The organism is Candidatus Filomicrobium marinum (assembly GCF_000981545.1).
Taxonomy (GTDB): Bacteria; Pseudomonadota; Alphaproteobacteria; order Rhizobiales; family Hyphomicrobiaceae; genus Filomicrobium; species Filomicrobium insigne.
Genome location: NZ_LN829119.1, coordinates 563,085 through 578,189 on the forward strand (window position 1 = coordinate 563,085; position 15,105 = coordinate 578,189).

The 15,105-nt window shown below is 57.7% G+C and carries 19 protein-coding genes and 2 tRNA genes; 7 read left to right on the forward strand and 14 right to left on the reverse strand.

Annotated elements, in window-relative coordinates; all coding sequences use genetic code 11:
• Window positions 1-125 precede the first annotated feature (125 nt).
• From pqqE to gloA, 7 genes are all read right to left on the reverse strand, one after another.
• Window positions 126-1,292, reverse strand: a complete 1,167-nt coding sequence (gene pqqE, locus YBN1229_RS02755) for a pyrroloquinoline quinone biosynthesis protein PqqE (protein WP_046476458.1) — start codon at window positions 1,290-1,292, stop codon at window positions 126-128.
• Window positions 1,289-1,591: a pyrroloquinoline quinone biosynthesis peptide chaperone PqqD gene (gene pqqD, locus YBN1229_RS18945; RefSeq protein WP_046476461.1), complete on the reverse strand. Its 303-nt coding sequence runs from the start codon at window positions 1,589-1,591 to the stop codon at window positions 1,289-1,291. The genes pqqE and pqqD overlap by 4 nt, the downstream gene beginning before the upstream one ends.
• Window positions 1,584-2,354: a pyrroloquinoline-quinone synthase PqqC gene (pqqC, locus tag YBN1229_RS02765; RefSeq protein ID WP_046476464.1), complete on the reverse strand. Its 771-nt coding sequence runs from the start codon at window positions 2,352-2,354 to the stop codon at window positions 1,584-1,586. Before pqqC ends, pqqD begins: the two co-directional genes overlap by 8 nt.
• Window positions 2,351-3,283, reverse strand: a complete 933-nt coding sequence (gene pqqB / locus YBN1229_RS02770; RefSeq protein WP_046476467.1) for a pyrroloquinoline quinone biosynthesis protein PqqB — start codon at window positions 3,281-3,283, stop codon at window positions 2,351-2,353. Before pqqB ends, pqqC begins: the two co-directional genes overlap by 4 nt.
• Window positions 3,284-3,566: 283 nt before the next feature.
• On the reverse strand, window positions 3,567-3,656 hold the full coding sequence (pqqA, locus tag YBN1229_RS02775; protein ID WP_046476472.1) for a pyrroloquinoline quinone precursor peptide PqqA: 90 nt from the start codon (window positions 3,654-3,656) through the stop codon (window positions 3,567-3,569).
• 293 nt (window positions 3,657-3,949) lie between these two features.
• Window positions 3,950-5,245: a TIGR03862 family flavoprotein gene (locus YBN1229_RS02780; RefSeq protein ID WP_244464990.1), complete on the reverse strand. Its 1,296-nt coding sequence runs from the start codon at window positions 5,243-5,245 to the stop codon at window positions 3,950-3,952.
• Entirely contained in the window at window positions 5,242-5,682 is a 441-nt protein-coding gene (gene gloA / locus YBN1229_RS02785) for a lactoylglutathione lyase (protein ID WP_046476475.1), read from the reverse strand. Before gloA ends, YBN1229_RS02780 begins: the two co-directional genes overlap by 4 nt.
• 542 nt (window positions 5,683-6,224) lie before the next feature.
• Between gloA and YBN1229_RS02790 the strand changes: the two genes are divergently transcribed.
• The 7 genes from YBN1229_RS02790 to YBN1229_RS02820 all read left to right on the forward strand — a co-directional run bounded on the left by YBN1229_RS02790 (window position 6,225) and on the right by YBN1229_RS02820 (window position 9,656).
• Complete coding sequence (locus tag YBN1229_RS02790; protein ID WP_046476478.1) at window positions 6,225-6,830, forward strand: cold-shock protein; 606 nt, start codon at window positions 6,225-6,227, stop codon at window positions 6,828-6,830.
• A complete protein-coding gene (locus tag YBN1229_RS02795; RefSeq protein WP_082100993.1) occupies window positions 6,793-7,356 on the forward strand; it encodes a DUF192 domain-containing protein in 564 nt (187 codons plus the stop codon). The genes YBN1229_RS02790 and YBN1229_RS02795 overlap by 38 nt, the downstream gene beginning before the upstream one ends.
• 115 nt (window positions 7,357-7,471) lie before the next feature.
• Window positions 7,472-7,548, forward strand: a tRNA-Pro gene (locus YBN1229_RS02800).
• Between the two features lie 106 nt (window positions 7,549-7,654).
• The gene (locus tag YBN1229_RS02805) at window positions 7,655-7,960 is read left to right on the forward strand and encodes an ETC complex I subunit (RefSeq protein WP_046479865.1); all 306 of its coding nucleotides are present in this window, start codon (window positions 7,655-7,657) and stop codon (window positions 7,958-7,960) included.
• Between the two features lie 48 nt (window positions 7,961-8,008).
• Window positions 8,009-8,085: transfer RNA gene (locus YBN1229_RS02810), tRNA-Arg, on the forward strand.
• A 196-nt stretch (window positions 8,086-8,281) separates the two neighbouring features.
• The gene (locus tag YBN1229_RS02815; protein ID WP_046476480.1) at window positions 8,282-8,587 is read left to right on the forward strand and encodes a hypothetical protein; all 306 of its coding nucleotides are present in this window, start codon (window positions 8,282-8,284) and stop codon (window positions 8,585-8,587) included.
• Window positions 8,580-9,656 (forward strand): hypothetical protein, encoded by a 1,077-nt coding sequence (locus tag YBN1229_RS02820; RefSeq protein WP_046476483.1) that lies wholly within the window; start codon window positions 8,580-8,582, stop codon window positions 9,654-9,656. Before YBN1229_RS02815 ends, YBN1229_RS02820 begins: the two co-directional genes overlap by 8 nt.
• 39 nt (window positions 9,657-9,695) lie before the next feature.
• On the opposite strand, the gene YBN1229_RS02825 is transcribed toward YBN1229_RS02820, so the two are convergent.
• The 7 genes from YBN1229_RS02825 to YBN1229_RS02860 all read right to left on the reverse strand — a co-directional run bounded on the left by YBN1229_RS02825 (window position 9,696) and on the right by YBN1229_RS02860 (window position 15,101).
• Window positions 9,696-10,112: a HepT-like ribonuclease domain-containing protein gene (locus YBN1229_RS02825; RefSeq protein ID WP_052743640.1), complete on the reverse strand. Its 417-nt coding sequence runs from the start codon at window positions 10,110-10,112 to the stop codon at window positions 9,696-9,698.
• Window position 10,113: 1 nt separating this feature from the next.
• The gene (locus tag YBN1229_RS02830) at window positions 10,114-10,533 is read right to left on the reverse strand and encodes a nucleotidyltransferase family protein (protein ID WP_244464992.1); all 420 of its coding nucleotides are present in this window, start codon (window positions 10,531-10,533) and stop codon (window positions 10,114-10,116) included.
• A gap of 867 nt (window positions 10,534-11,400) precedes the next feature.
• Window positions 11,401-12,450 carry a replication protein RepA gene (locus YBN1229_RS02835; protein WP_046476488.1) on the reverse strand — a complete coding sequence of 350 codons (1,050 nt, stop codon included), beginning with the start codon at window positions 12,448-12,450 and terminating at the stop codon, window positions 11,401-11,403.
• 90 nt (window positions 12,451-12,540) lie between these two features.
• On the reverse strand, window positions 12,541-12,888 hold the full coding sequence (locus tag YBN1229_RS02840) for a hypothetical protein (RefSeq protein ID WP_152024940.1): 348 nt from the start codon (window positions 12,886-12,888) through the stop codon (window positions 12,541-12,543).
• A 68-nt stretch (window positions 12,889-12,956) separates the two neighbouring features.
• Complete coding sequence (locus tag YBN1229_RS02845; RefSeq protein ID WP_046476494.1) at window positions 12,957-13,691, reverse strand: ParA family protein; 735 nt, start codon at window positions 13,689-13,691, stop codon at window positions 12,957-12,959.
• 484 nt (window positions 13,692-14,175) lie between these two features.
• A complete protein-coding gene (locus tag YBN1229_RS19025; RefSeq protein WP_052743641.1) occupies window positions 14,176-14,865 on the reverse strand; it encodes a hypothetical protein in 690 nt (229 codons plus the stop codon).
• Between the two features lie 14 nt (window positions 14,866-14,879).
• Window positions 14,880-15,101 carry a hypothetical protein gene (locus YBN1229_RS02860; RefSeq protein ID WP_046476500.1) on the reverse strand — a complete coding sequence of 74 codons (222 nt, stop codon included), beginning with the start codon at window positions 15,099-15,101 and terminating at the stop codon, window positions 14,880-14,882.
• Window positions 15,102-15,105: the final 4 nt, after the last annotated feature.

Consider the following 15,105-nt stretch of genomic DNA (forward strand, 5'->3'; position numbering starts at 1 on the left):
CGGTGCGTGAACATGGCGCATGAGTGACGTTGCGACGTGCGTGAGGGAGAGCGTTTTCTTCGGCGTTGCAGCAAAACTGCAAGTTGCTTCAGTGTGCAGCGCCAGGAATGACAGTAAACCGCATATTAGCCGCGTGTGGGCTCGGTCGTGGGTTTACCCATGCGGCGATAGATGAACTCGGGTGGCTCAACGTGAGATTCTTGCGTTGCCACTTCTGCCCACTCTTTGTGAAGTGGTGAGAGTGAACATGCCGGATCGGTGTTAGCTGGATCGCCGGTGAGCGCGAAGGCTTGGCAACGGCAGCCGCCGAAGTCGATTTCCTTACGCGGGCAGGAGCGGCATGGTTCTTTCATCCAGTCCGTGCCGCGGAATTTTTGGAATGCTTGACCTTGCAGCCAGATGTCGGCGAGCGGTCTGTCGCGAACATTGTCGAATTCTAAACCGGGAAGTGATTCCGCTGCGTGGCAGGGTAAGACGCGTCCTGATGGTGTAACGTTCATGATGCCACGCCCCCAACCGCCCATGCAGGGCTTAGGATATTTTGCGTAGTAATCGGGGACGACGAAGTCGATGACGAGAATGCCCTTCAGGCGCTCCTTTGCCTCATCGACGATCTGGGCCGTCTTCATGAAAGCTTCGCGGGTCGGCATCAACGCGGCGCGGTTCTTCAGCGCCCAGGCGTAGTATTGAATATGGGCAACTTCCAACCTGCCAGCGCCGACTTCGACGGCATAGTCGATGATGCGCGGTAAGCTGTCGATGTTCTGACGGTGAAGGGGAGCGTTGATGGTCAACGGCATATCTAGCTCGCGGACCCACTTGGCGACTTCGTGCTTCTTTTCCGCGCCGCCTTTGTAGGCTGCGATGCGGTTCGCGTTTTCTGGATCGACGTCCTGAATCGAGAGCTGAACGTGGTCCAGTCCCAGGTCTCGAAGTTTCTGCAGCCGCTCTTTCGTCAGCAAAACCCCAGCTGTAATCAGGTTTGTATAGAGGCCGACTTCTGCAGCGGTCGCGACGATATCTTCGAGGTCACGGCGTGCGGTTGGTTCGCCACCCGACAAGTGGATTTGAAGAACGCCAAGCTCAGCGGCTTGACGCATCACGTTTTGCCAGTCCTCTGTCGAAAGCTCGGTATTGGCGCGTTCAAGCTCGACCGGGTTGGAGCAATATGGACACTGCAGCGGGCAACGGTGAGTTAACTCGGCTAATAGACCGATCGGGGCGCGCGCGCAGTTCGTACTTTCATTGACGGGCGTCGCTTCGGCAACGGTTCCTGGCGCCATTTCATTCATGATTTTAAAACTCCTTTGTCAGCCAGGTCCTGCAGCATGGCAATAACATCGGTAAGGATGACATCGACTGGGGCCTGATAGTCCGCTGCCAATTTTTGTGCGATCTCGCTTACGGAGCGTTCGCCATCGCACAGCTTGAGGACCTCGACGGAGATCTCATCGGGTTCAAAAACCCGTTCGGGTGCAAGTATGAGCCACTTGCCGCGTCCCTGGTCGTGACGCAGCTTAATATGCCGGGGCAGCCGCAGTCGGCTGTCTTGTGTAACAACGAGGCGTGAGGGTTGTGCAGCCTCAGTCATTTGCTTCTCCTGGACGGAAAGCTCCGGGTGGGATGTTGCCCGGCTCAACGTAGGCATGATGCAAGGCGTCCAGCTGGACCCACAGTACGTTACATTTGAAGCGCACGGCTTCGACGCAAGCATCCTGTTCAGGGCGGGTTTTGGCGTTGCGCTTGATGTAGTCGAGTGCGAAGTCCGCATCGCGCGGTGCTTGATTAAGGCGGCGCTTGAAGTACGCCATGACATTGTCGTCAATGAAATCGTAGTTCTCGAGCATTCCGGCAATACGCTCCTTATGAATTTTAGGAGCAAACAGCTCAGTCAGCGATGAGGCGACGGCGACGACAAGGGGTTGCTCGCGGACAAACTGGACATAAGCTTCAACGGCAAAGCGTGTCGCGGGCAAGGCGCCCTGCATGCTCGTTACGTATTCACGATCAAGACCCAAGCCGTCTGTTAGAACGAGCCAGCGCTCGATGCCGCCCGGTTCATCGCCGAGGCCATCGTGGTCATGGATGCGGTGCAGCCACTCGCGGCGTAGTTCGCGATCATGGACGCGTGAGATCAAGGCTGCATCCTTACGCGGAACGGCTGATTGATAGCAGTAGCGATTCAGTGCCCATGCTTGCACCTGGCCCTTGCTGAGGTGGCCGCCGTGTAGCAATTGATGAAACGGGTGCTTGTCGTGATACCGCTCAGCACCAACCGCTCGGATTGCGGCATCGAATTCATCAATCGTCATGAGGTCCGTAACTGGAGCCTCGGAAAAACGCCGCTCACTCATAGTCGTACCTCCATGCCGTCATGGCTTACCTCCCATCCGGCTGCTTCGGCTGCCTGCCGCTCTTCGGAATTATCGTTGAGGATGGGGTTCGAGTTGTTGATGTGGATGAATATCTTCCGATCAACATTCAAGTTCTTGAAAGATGATATGGAACCTTCCGGGCCGGATATTGAGATGTGGCCCATGCGCTTGCCGGTTTTTTGCGACAGCTTTTGGCGGATCATTTCCTCGTCGTCGAATAGCGTGCCGTCGAAGAAGACCAACGGTGCGCCCTCGAGGCGTTTTGCGAGAGCCGCGTCGATGGTGGCGCAGCCTGGAATATAGAGAAATCTCTTGCCGGTAGCGGTTTCTGTTATTTCAAGGCCGATGGTGTCGCCCTTTTGGGTGCCGAAATCTGGCCCGCGGCTTTCATCCTCTAAAAAGAGTGCGACCTTGCCGGGTACATCGAAGGCTTCGACGGTGAGGCCGAGATCGCAGTCCGCCCCCTTTACCGCAACCCGCTCGTCAGAAGGAAGGTCGGAGCGGGTAACGAAGTCCTTCGAGAGGACATTGAAAATGCTGTTGGCCGCGAGCGTCGAGAGCACCCGGTGCGAGCCATAAAGGGCCAACGGTTGTTGTTCGCGCAGATTGATGAGGCCAGCGATATGGTCGACGTCGGCGTTTGTGACGACGACAGCTTTAATCGGTGTATTGCGCAGGCTGCCGCTGCGGACGGCGCCAAGTTCCGGAGTTTCATTGATTTGCTGGCGCAGATCTGGAGAGGCGTTGAGCAAAAGCCAGTCCGTACCATTCGCACTTACGGCCAGTGACGATTGGGTGCGGGGGGAGAACCCCGGCTCACCGGCGCGGGCGCTGGCGCAATTTGAGCAGTTGCAATTCCATTGCGGAAAACCGCCGCCGGCGGCTGACCCCAACACCTTTATGATCATGTGTGAACTCATAGTCAGTTTCCCCGCAATCACAGTTCCCGTTCCATAGCGGATCAGGGAAGGCGGAACGTCGCGAGCTGCTTTCCTAATAGAAGCATGGTGCGTTAAGCGGCCTACAGGGCGCTGACCTAATTATCTATTCAGTGACCACAGCCGCAGCTGTATGCCGTTGCGCCGTAACGCTGAAGCTCTGCCTGTTTGCAGGGGTAGAAAAAAGAAACGGCGGCCGATGCCTCGACCGCCGTGCCTACATGACATGCATGTCGGGCAAATCAGAACGTCATTAGATGACGTCGATCTCTGCCGGCAGGTAGCTCGTTACTTCGAGACCAACTTCCTGCTCGCGAACCTGGGGCTTGTTCCAAACCTTCATGATTTCCTCCGTTAGTTTGAGTGCCAAATTTCTTGGCGCGCTCCGTTGGCGCCTGACTACCAATAAACATCGGGAAGCGACTATTTCAAGAGCAAAACGCGCGATTATCGCCCAATTCTAAGTATTTCTTCTTATTGTCACGATCAGATGGGGCGGAACGCAAGCAATTCCGATACTCTATAACCGTAACAGAATAACATGTCAGGTGTTATGATCTAACATTTCTAAATGTTCCTCTTGTGATCCGGGTTATTTTGGTAGCTCTGGGAAATAAAAGCATGTGTAATGTTATTTCATTTTATTTTTGCGGGATGCGGGTGTCCGAGCCAGTTGAGAGCGCCGCGGGCAGCTTTGACCGCGGTGGCAAACACGCCCTGGAGAAGATAGCCGCCCGTTGGTGCGTGCCAGTCCAGCATCTCGCCGGCACAAAAGACGCCAGGCCGATCGCGCAGCATCATGTTCTCATCGATAGCGTCCCAGGCCACGCCGCCGCTTGTTGAAATGGCGCGACCCAACGGAGACAGCTCCGTGACTTCAAGCTTGATTTTTTTTAAGTGTGCCGCGAGTTCTTGCGGGTCCTCCGGTAATCTGCCATCCGGCTCCCGAGCCAACGCTACGGCTGCGGTGGTCAGGCCGGTCTTGCGACGCAGGAATGTTGCCATGGATTGCCGGCTGCGAGACGTACTCAGTCGTTCGGTCAGCTGTTGAAGGTCAAGATCGGGACGAAGATCGAGATCCAGGACTATCGGGGCGTGGTGCGCGTTAAGTTCGTCTCGGATCAGCTCATTGAGCGCATATACGCATCCCCCTTCGAGGCCGGTGCGCGTGATGACTGCTTCGCCGCGTACTGTCCGACCTGCGTAGTTTAGCGCAATGCGTTTGAGCGGCTGCCCCGCGAAGCCGTCAATGAGATGCTTGGACCAGGCGATGCAGACACCAGCGTTGAATGGGCCAATGGGGGTGATGCCGATCCCTGCGTGTGCGAGCGTTTCGGTCCACGTGCCATCGGAACCTAGGCGTGGCCAACTGGCGCCGCCCAGGGCGAGGATCGTGGCGTCGGCTCTGATAAGTAAATTGTCGGCGTCGGGACGTGCAAATATTTGGTGCCCTGTATCGTCCCATCCGAGCCAGCGGTGGCGCAAATTGAGTTCAACACCAAGGTCCGTCAGCCGCTGAAGCCAAGCCCGCAATAATGGGGAAGCCTTCAAGGTTTGCGGGAAAACTCTTCCGCTTGTGCCGACAAACGTCGGCTGGCCGAGATCTTCGGCCCATGCGCGCAGGGCTTCGGGGGGGAAGCTTTCGACAATGTCGGAAAGCGGCGTGTTTGCAGGGCCATACCGGTTCAGAAAGTCCGGCAATGGCTCGGAGTGCGTCAGGTTAAGTCCGCCCCGCCCAGCCATTAGGAACTTGCGGCCGGGTGCTGCCATATGGTCGAAGATATGGGTTCTGAGACCTGCGGATGCGACCGTTTCAGCAGCCATCAGGCCAGCCGGACCGGCGCCGACAATTATAATTGTCGGCGCGACATGAGAGTTCTCGGTTTGCTTGCTGGAGTGTGCCGGCGTGAGCTCGCCGTTCTTTTCGCTCACCAGTGACCGGTGTTTGGCATGGAGGCCCAAGGCTCTTGCTGGGGCAGTGCATCGCCTTTTTGCAAGAACTCAATCGAGACGTTGTCAGGCGAGCGGACGAAAGCCATGCGTCCATCGCGCGGGGGACGGTTTATTGTGACGCCAGCGTCGGCAATGTGTTGGCACGTGGCATAGATGTCATCAACCTCGAACGCGAGATGTCCGAAGTTGCGGCCTTCGCCGTAGGGTTCTGGATCCCAGTTATATGTGAGCTCCAGGACGGGGGCTTTTTCGGCGGCTGCACGTTGGCGATCTTCGGGAGCTGCGAGGAAGATCAACGTGAACCGGCCCGCCTCATTCTCCATGCGGTGCATTTCTCGCATGCCGAGTATCTTGCAGTAGAAGTTGAGGCTCTCGTCGATGTCGGAAATCCGGACCATCGTATGCAGATAGCGCATGATGTCTCCTTGTCAGGTTCTGATCGCGCGAAATCCGTAGCCGCTGCCGGGCGCGACCCGCTTGTAAACGGTTATCGCATGTGCTGTCCGGTTGGGACAGGGGCGGAGTTTCAAGGATGCGCAAGGTCCGGGCAAGAAATGCCAGGCAAGAAGCTTCGTTTGGGCAGAATCTTAGGGCTCAGGCGAATCATCGCGACCGATTCGCTGCGCCCGCGGGCACAATTTCGTCGAAATTTGATTACCAAACCGCCCCAGAAAAGATCGTGCAAAACTTATTTTGTTGAAGAATCGTGACAGCCGAAAGGCTCTTTGCTGACAGATATTTAACCATAAAAAGTTGAGGCAAATTAGGGGGGTGCTCCCCTGTTTGCTGGGGATGACGGCTTGCCAGGGGACTACCTTTGGCGTTCGGAGATGGTATGTTCCGCTCAACCGCGGATCACTGGTTTGAGGGCAGAGGGCAGCCCGACGATACGGCCTCCGCGGTCTAGTTAAATGTTAGCATTATCGTAGGCCATGTCACATGGCAGCGGGGGTACACTATGAGCGATTCAAAGCGACCTTCCGGTCCGTTTTCTGAGGACTTTATCACGTATGAGAGCGTGGAAGCCCTGGAAGAAGCCGGTCTGGAGGTGTTCGAAGTTGCTGGCTCAATAAAGTGGTTCGATGCGTCCAAGGGTTACGGGTTCATTGTACCGGATAATGGGCTGGGGGACGTGCTGTTGCACGTTACGTGTTTGCGAGCCGGCGGTTTTCAGACCGCTTACGAAGGGGCTCGGGTTCATTGCCAGGTTATGAAGCGGCCCAAGGGCATGCAGGCTTTCCGCATTCTGTCCATGGACGAAAGTACGGCGATTCACCCATCCCAGCTTCCGCAGCGCACGCACGTTATCGTGACGCCAGAGAGCGATTGGGAGAGGGCGATCTGCAAGTGGTTTAATCGCGTACGCGGATTTGGCTTTTTAACGCGTGGCGAGGGCACGCCTGATATCTTCTGCCACATGGAGACGCTGCGTCGGTTCGGTTTTACTGAGCTGCGTCCAGGGCAAGTGGTACAGGTTCGTTATGGCTATGGTGAGAAGGGCTGCATGGCGGCGGAACTCAAGCCGGATGGCCAGCAAACGATGGGCTTTCCGGTCCAGCATTAAAGCCAGCGATTTGACATTTTACCGTACACTCTCAGGCAGGGCTGCGAACTTCGCGGCCCTGTTGTCGTTGTCGGTTGTCATTTTGGCGGCCTGTGGCTTCTTTGGGATGACGGAGAGCATCGCAGACGGACAAATGCCACGCGAGACGCTGACGATTCAAAGTGGAGAAAAAACTCATACCTTCGAGGTGGAGGTTGCTCGGTTGCCGCAAGAGAAGTCGCGGGGGCTAATGTACCGGACCGAGCTCCCTGTTGGGACAGGGATGCTCTTTCCCTATGAAGAGCCCACTGAAATTCAGATGTGGATGCGCAACACATACATATCTCTCGATATGGTCTTTATTCGAGCGGATGGGCGCGTTCATCGCATCGCGGCTTATACGGAGCCGATGTCGGACGATATCGTTAGTTCGCACGGGGATGCGACAGGCGTTCTAGAGATTGGTGGGGGCGAAGCCTCGCGATTGGGAATCAAGGCGGGTGATCTTGTGCGACACGCCCATTTTGGAACCGCTTCATCGCGTTAATCAGCGTCTTGGGCCACCGTGTCACATCAGATTTATGAGGCTCAGTTGTTCTGCACGCTTGACCTGAGCGGCAAGAGGCGGCACAGACAGTCAGCCAGTTACGAACTTGGCATGTCGGGGCATAGCTCAGCCTGGTAGAGCACCTGCTTTGGGAGCAGGGGGTCCGGAGTTCGAATCCCCGTGCCCCGACCATTTCCTTTTCAAATACCTAGAAATTACCTCATGTGGGTTGCGCGTCCGGGTGGCTGCGGCTATTCGATGAACGGACGTGTTTTCGCTTCATTTGCGGGAAATCAGCATGGTTGTGCGCATCTACAAGCCTGCCAAGACGGCTATGCAATCGGGCCGCGCGCGGACGATGGAATGGGTCGTTGAATACGAGCCAGAGTCTCCGCGTGAGGTGGAACCTCTGATGGGGTGGACATCTTCGGCTGACATGCATTCTCAAGTCCGGTTGGAGTTTGCCAGCAAGGAAGATGCGATCGCCTATGCTGAGCGCCACGGGCTGGCTTATCGGCTTATTGAGCCGAAGGACCGCAAGCCTGTGCGCAAGTCGTATGCCGATAATTTCAAGTTCGGCCGGATCGGTTCCTGGACGCATTAATGCGTCCTCTACGTCAGCTGTGGTAGTCATGTGCCGTCGGTCAATTGTGGTCCCGTAGCTCAGCTGGATAGAGCAACTGCCTTCTAAGCAGTAGGTCGCAGGTTCGAATCCTGCCGGGATCGCCATGATTTCATTGGCTAATTTGGTGACCAATTTTGTCGGCGCTGGGCTCGGGCTACCAATGGGCTACCAGGGCCATGCGCCTTCCTTCCGTAACAATCCGTACTCTTACCGTGGTTTGCAGTCGAAATGTAGGTTACGGCCTGCCTGCGTTGCAAGCGTGTTGTGTCTGATGTTGTGTTCTCCCTTTGGAGGTAGAGCATGGCCAGAACACTTAGAGAACGCTTCGCGGCCCTGAGGGCCAGCGTTGAACAGCGCGCCCCTCCGGTCGTCTCGGAACGGGGCAAATCGAAGCGCCTGCAACTGCGTGTCCCGGATGAGCTGCTGCTGCAGCTGGCGGTGATCAAGTTGGCGGAGGGTGGTTCAACCAACAAATTCTGTGAGGGACAAATTGCAGAGGGCGCGGCCAAGAGGATCGCGGAGCTTAAGTTGCGCTTCAGCGTCGATACCTGGGAAGCGATCGTGGCCTCGGCCCACGGCTGCTGGCGCGAAGGCGCTGGTGATTGATGTCCTGATTTTCGCGGGCGTCGTGGGGAGCCTTGGCCTGGTGGCGGTGTCGGCGGTGCTCAACTACCGCTTCGGTATTCGCCTCGGCGGCCAGGATGAGGTGGAACGGCACCTTTACGGCTTCGGCTTGGGGCTCGCGGACATCGTGAAGGCCCTGATGCCGTTCTGCTTGGCCTTGGCCGTTGGCAAGCGTGATTGGCTGGCAGCCTTGGGCGCGGGGGTATTCCTTGTGGTGGCCAGCGTGAGTTCCTTTTATGCGGGGATCGGACTTGCCGCCGAACACCGCCTTGGGAACGCGGGGAACAATCAGAGCGTCATTGACCGGCGCAACAACCTCCAGGCGGAACAGAAACGCCTTCAAGGGCGGTTGGAAGCTATCGGGCAGGTCGGAACCCATCAGGAGGTCGAAAACGCGATTGAGGCGGCGTACGCGCAACCCTACGGCCGGGGGAAGCGGACCGTGGCGGTGCATTCGGACCGCTGCCGGAAGAACATGATCGCCACGCGGGTGGCCTGCGCGAAGATTGCGCGGATGCAGGTGACGCTGGAACAGGCCCGGGAAGCAGAAGCTTCGTGGGGAAGGCTTAGAGAGGTGCAGGCGGCGCTAGGAGGGCTGGACTCCTCTGTGCAAAGCGCGGACCCGCAGCTGGATGTCCTTGACCGGGTGTTCCGCTGGTTCGATGCTCCCGTGGAGCAGGCCGACATCCGGACGGGGCTGCTGCTTGGGCTTGGATTATTGCTTGAGCTGGGGAGTGGGTTGGGGCTTTACACGGTGACGACGCCGTGGCGGCACCGTGACAGGGATGTTGGGCGCAGGATGACGACGCTAGGTGACGTAGCGGTTTGGGCTGATGAACGGTTGGAGGCGGTGCGCGGCGGACGCCTGACGGCCAATGTGGTGTTCAACGATTATGAGGCCTGGTGCCGCGACCACAATTTCGTGGCGATGCGCGAGGGCGTGTTTGTTGAGCAGCTGATGGCGCTGGCCCATGAGGTCGGGATCCCGATGGAACAGAGCGGGTCGAACCTCGAGTTCCGGGACGTGGCATTTGGAAAAGTCGTGGCCTAGGGCTTAGGCTCGGCTTGCCGGGTTTTACCGGCTGCAAAATTACTTCTTCGCTTTCGGCTTTCGCTTCGTTGAAGTGGCCCTATTAGCCGGCTTCCTAGGTGCTTTGAGTTTCTCGCTTTTCTTTGCTTTGATGATTGCTCTGATGGCTTTCCCGAGCGGGGGAAAGTCCTTCTTCAGGGTGTCCCAGATCACCTCGTTGGCCACTTTATGGTATTCGTGTCGCAGTATGTTTCCGATGCCTTTGATCTCGACCCAGGGAATGCTCGGCTGGCTGTTTAGATCCTTGGCCGGAATACCTCGAACAGCTTCCGAGATTGTGAGTATCGCCCGTTCCACCGCGCGCCGCGTCAAGTCATCGGCGGCGTACGAATTTAGGGTAAGCTTGCTTGTGGCCTTCTTGATGAACGCGATTTCCTCAAGGATGTCCTTGAGGAGATGATCGACGCTACGCGCCATGTCAGAAGACTTTCACCGCTGAGCGATGAATGTCCTTGCGTAGCGCGGGATGCAGGCTACGGCGCGTTGTCAGGTCGACGTCGCTTCCAAGGCTGCGCCGCAGGAAGTCGCGCATCCGAATGAGGTCGACGAGGCTGAATGGCCTGTTTTTCACGGGCTCGATGAAGATGTCGATGTCGCTGTCGGAGCGGGCCTTGTCGCGCGCGGTTGAACCAAACAGGTACAACGACGCCGCGCCCATGCTTCGTAAGCGCTGGGCGTTTCGGTGTAACCGGCTGATGGCGTCCGCTTTCTTCATGGGATTATTATGAGTGCCGTTTTGGTCCCTTGCAAGACCGACGTCTTCGATTGCTCCTCTGTGTACGCCTTTTTGTGGCACGCCTGCTTGGTCGAGCGCGGCGATGCGATCATTTTCGCTCATTCTTGGTTCCGTTAGGCGGCTTGGGACAACGTGCTGACGGCAATACGATGACAGCTGAGTGGGCTCTCAAGATTTTCCATGGGGGCAGCATGAGTGAGCTCTGATTGGCTGTCTAGTGAATATGCCGAAGTGGATGGCATGGGAGGATGGGGGTGTGGCGAATGTCCCCTTCCCTTTTCCATGAAAAGCCGCGCAGCGCCTGTTCTGAATTCTGGAAAAGGTTCTGGAAGAATGTTCCGGAAAATGTTCGGACGGTGTTCTGAGATGTTCTGTTCTATATAGAGCGACTACCGATCCTACGTGAATGCTGCTACCGAACCTACGTTGGTATTGCTACCGAACGCACGCAGGCCTGCTACCGATCCTACGTGGTGCCGCTACCGATCCTACGTGGTGCCGCTACCGATCCTACGTCGGCGGCTTTGAATGCGGCGCTGGGCCTCATGTTTTGAGGAGGCGGGCACTACCGAACCTACGTAGGTTCATAACAGGGTGTCTTGCTACCGATCCTACGTTCCTCCCCTCCCCCATGCTTGCTACCGATCCTACGTTGCGCCTTGGCTGAATTCCGCCAATGGAAGGCAACAATCAGAGGTATTGCTTGCTACCGAACCTACGTTCCACCCGAGGCGTGAAACAGGCAGGCAATCGGCCGCGATCCGGTAATGTTGGACGGAAGCTGACAACGGCTAGGCGATGGCACGACGCGACGTCAGGAAATTCGGACGATGAGGTGATGCATAACGGCACACCGGATTGCTCATGAATGCAAAGGGTTAAACCGCGTTTTGCTACCGAACTTACGTAGGACGCAACGATGCCCCATAGGATGGGGATTTGCTACCGAACCTACGTCCCCGCGTCCCTTTACTTCAAGGGCTTGCGCGGAAGGGCAATGGCTTCCGGCGAGCCGGGTGAGATTGTGCATCCGGCTTCGGTAAGGACGACGGGCAATTTGGGGAACACTTCCTTGATCTCGGCGATCTCCTTGGCAAAGTCGCGCTTGAAGTTGTTGAAGCGGCTGTAGTTGCTGCCCCATTGCTCGGAAAGTTTGTCCCAGGGGATGGAAACCTTGCTTTTGAGGCTGTGCAGGCGGTAGCCGAGCCAGAACAGCAGGTCGAGCTTGCGGGGACTGTTGGCGAAGGCGCGCGCGGCATGGATGTTGATGGGCAACGCGTGCGCCGCAAGGGTGTCGAAGAACTCACGGCTGAGAGACAACTTCGAGGGCCACAGCACGCGCTGGTTGGGGGCCGCCGTGAACATCTCCATGGAGAGCGATGTGAAGGGCTGCGTGTTGATGGTGCGGGACCCGTTGTTGCCGTCCCACAAGCCGATGCGCATCGAGCAGGCTGCAAGGGCGTTGATCTGTTGCTTGAAGGTGGTGAGGGTTCCGTGCTTTCCGCCGGTGACTGGGTAGCCCATGGCGCGGATGAAAGCTGACAGGGAATCCTCGATTTCGATGTTTGGTGAATTCTTCCGGATGGCTTCGCTGCAGACGTGAAGCAGGAGCAGACGTGCGCGCGAGCCGTAGGGCAGAGGCATGTCCACCCAGTCGCCGTTGGTTGGATCAGTGAGCTTGCCGGCCGTGATGGAAAGCTTCATGCGGCCTTGGCTGCGGTTCCACTCGCGCACACTTATGGGCTGCTGCTGGTAGGGCAGCGAACAGAGGGCGAGGACGCTGTGGATGTGAGATAGGTTATCGCGGGACGCTGCACCGTTCTCCTCGAGATTGCGCCGCGTGGAGATGCGGCGGCGTTTCATGGCGGGCATGGCGGACAGGGCATCGCGCCGGGCCTGCTCTTCGACGCATTGCTTGTAGACGATTTCTCGCATGAACGTTCCGGCTTGGTCGAGGCGCTGCAGCAGGTCGGGATCGCGGACCTGCGTATCGACGAGCATGGGCTGGACGTTGGTCATGACGCCCCCGGTGTTCGGGCATCGGTTCGGGGCGTGTGAACGTGCGAACGGACGTTGTTACGTTCGCAGGTTGTTGCGTTCGCCCGATGCTTATTCATCGGTTTTGCTCTCTTGAATGTCGATATCCTTGATGGTGAAGCCGGCGTCCTTGAAGGCATTCAGGATGAGGGTGCGTTTGTTGCAATTCCTGCGGTGCGCTTTCTCGCGGATTTCGGCGATTAGATAGAGTGGCAGGTCGACGGAATAGCGCTTGACCGGCGCAGGCCTTGGGCCCCTCGCCTTTCGTTCTTGGGTGGCGGGTTGGGAAGTGCGGGGGAGATTTCCCGAGTGGTGTTCGGATGCGGTGGGCTGCAGTTCGGTCACCTTGTTGGAAGCGTGGCTCGGGAACCGCTGTGTGGGGATGTTCTGCGCGGTGGCGACTTCCTTGACAGCGTCCATGGTTGCCTGGAGTTCGGGAGGGATGCCAAGGGCCATGCGCTTGGGTTGGAGTTTGGCTGCGGGGGTATTCATGCTGCGGCTTTCTGTTGGATGGGCTGTGCGAAGAAAGCAGTGATCTCATCCATGAGGGCGTCGATTTCTGCGAGGGCCTTCTTGTCGGGGGTGTCGGACATGTGGGGCAGCGTGCCGCGCGAGAACGATTTGCTGTAGGCGGCGCGGCGACGGATCAGGGTTTTGAACCGTTGAAGGTTGCTCTCGTCGATCTGTTGGATGAGATCGAGTTCGTCATTGGAGATACTGCTCGGTACTTCGTTGAGCAGGATGCGGTGGTTGATCGGTTTGCCGATACGTTTGGCGACGGCATGGAGGTTGTGAGCCATTTTATTAGCTTCGATGATGTCGGGTTCACTGACCTTGGCGGGGGTGATGGTCAGGTTTGCAAAGGCGGCGATCATGAGGACGATTTCGGAGAGGGCGCCTGCAAGGTCGAGCAGCACGTAGTCGGTGGCGGTTTGGTAAAGGTGGCTGACGAATGGACCGATGTCATCGGTGGGCCCCTTCTCTACCGTGAGGTTGGGGATGGTTTGTGCGAAGGGGCTGGTCGTATACCAGCGCCAGATCGTTTCGGTCTGGTCGAAGTCGATGATGCGGACCTTGTGTCCTGCAGCGAGCAATGCTCCGGCGATGGCGAGGCACGAGGTGGATTTGCCGACGCCGCCCTTGGGGGATGCGAAGGAGATGAAGTTGGCGGCCGTGTTGGTCATGGCGCTACGATGCGTATACGGATAATGACCGTCAAGCATGGCCGCCCTTTTGCTGTGCAGTTGGATGATGGGGGTGTGACATTTCTGGTGGCGAACGCCCGAACGGACGAACGGGCGAACGCCCACGGAGCATCTAGGAATCTAGGTGCTTTGGCGGTGGATTGGCATAAAGCGAACGGACGAACTGACGAACGTAACAACGGGCGATGTAAACAACGTCCGAACGGACGAACGCTCCCGAGATGGCGGAAAGCTTCGGAAAGGTGACGAACGGGCCAACGGACGAACGTCCGAACGCAAGAACGCACGTTGTAAACAACGGACGAACGTCCGAAGGAAAGAACGTCCGAACGGGCGAACGCAGCAACGGAACAACGTCCGCACGCAAGAACGGGCGAACGGACGAACGTCCGAAGGAATCAACGGACGAAGGGAAGAACGCCCCAACGGGAGAACGGACGTTCGTAAGATAATGAGTTGAAACAACGGAGATGTGTGAAGCGCAGCGGGCGCGAGGAACGCATCACGCCGCAAGTTTGAGCATTGGCGCGACAGTTACTGGGGGCGCGGCATTACGGGTTTTGAACGGTGCGGTTGCAAGCCATTTGAAGAGCGTGGGTCCGTTGTAATTGGCGTGCCAAACCAACCAGCAATAACGTTGCTTTAGGAGGCTGCGGGTGGCCTTCGTCGGATCTCCATAGGGGTAGCAGGTGCAGTCATCCACGGCGTAGATGATTGCGGGCGGGTGCTTCTTGAAGAAGGGGGTGCGTGCGGGGTGACAGAGGCTTTGCACGGCGACAAGCATGGCGACCTTGCCGCCTGTGTCGGCCGTCAATTCGATGGCGTGTCGGCAGAACGCATCGGCGAGGCCACGGCCGTAGGGCGGATTGGTGATGATGTTGCGGGCCAGCGACTCCCGCTCAAGGAGGAAGTCGCGGCCCGGCTGGCCGAAACCGTAGTCCACAAGGTCCGTGGCCACGACGTGGTGGTTGTTGGATTCGAGGACCTTGGCGATATGGCCTTGCCCGCATGCAGGTTCCCAAACCGACCCGTCGAAGCGTTCGGCTGCCAGAAGGGCGCGGGTGGCTTCGGGCGGCGTGGGATAGAATTCATAGGCGGCACGGTTTGGATGGAATTGTCCGGAAGCGGGGAAGGGCCGCGCACCCTTGTAAGCATCCGTTTGCTTATGCGGGTTGAAAAGGAGAGTGGTCATGGATCTTGCATTCATTAGTGGGTCTTGAGGCCAAGCAGGATCTGGATGGCCATGTCGGGGTCAGGGTGGAGCCGGTGGAGCGCGTCGCGGATATGCGGAGGCACGGGGAACGTGATGGTTCCGTCGTCGTTGGGCACCGCATGGCTCATGGCGTCACGCGTGAAGGGCAGGGCCACCAGCCGTTGGTGGGTTTCCCGGCTGATGGTGACGGTGAACCGATTGGCGTCGAGGATCACATGG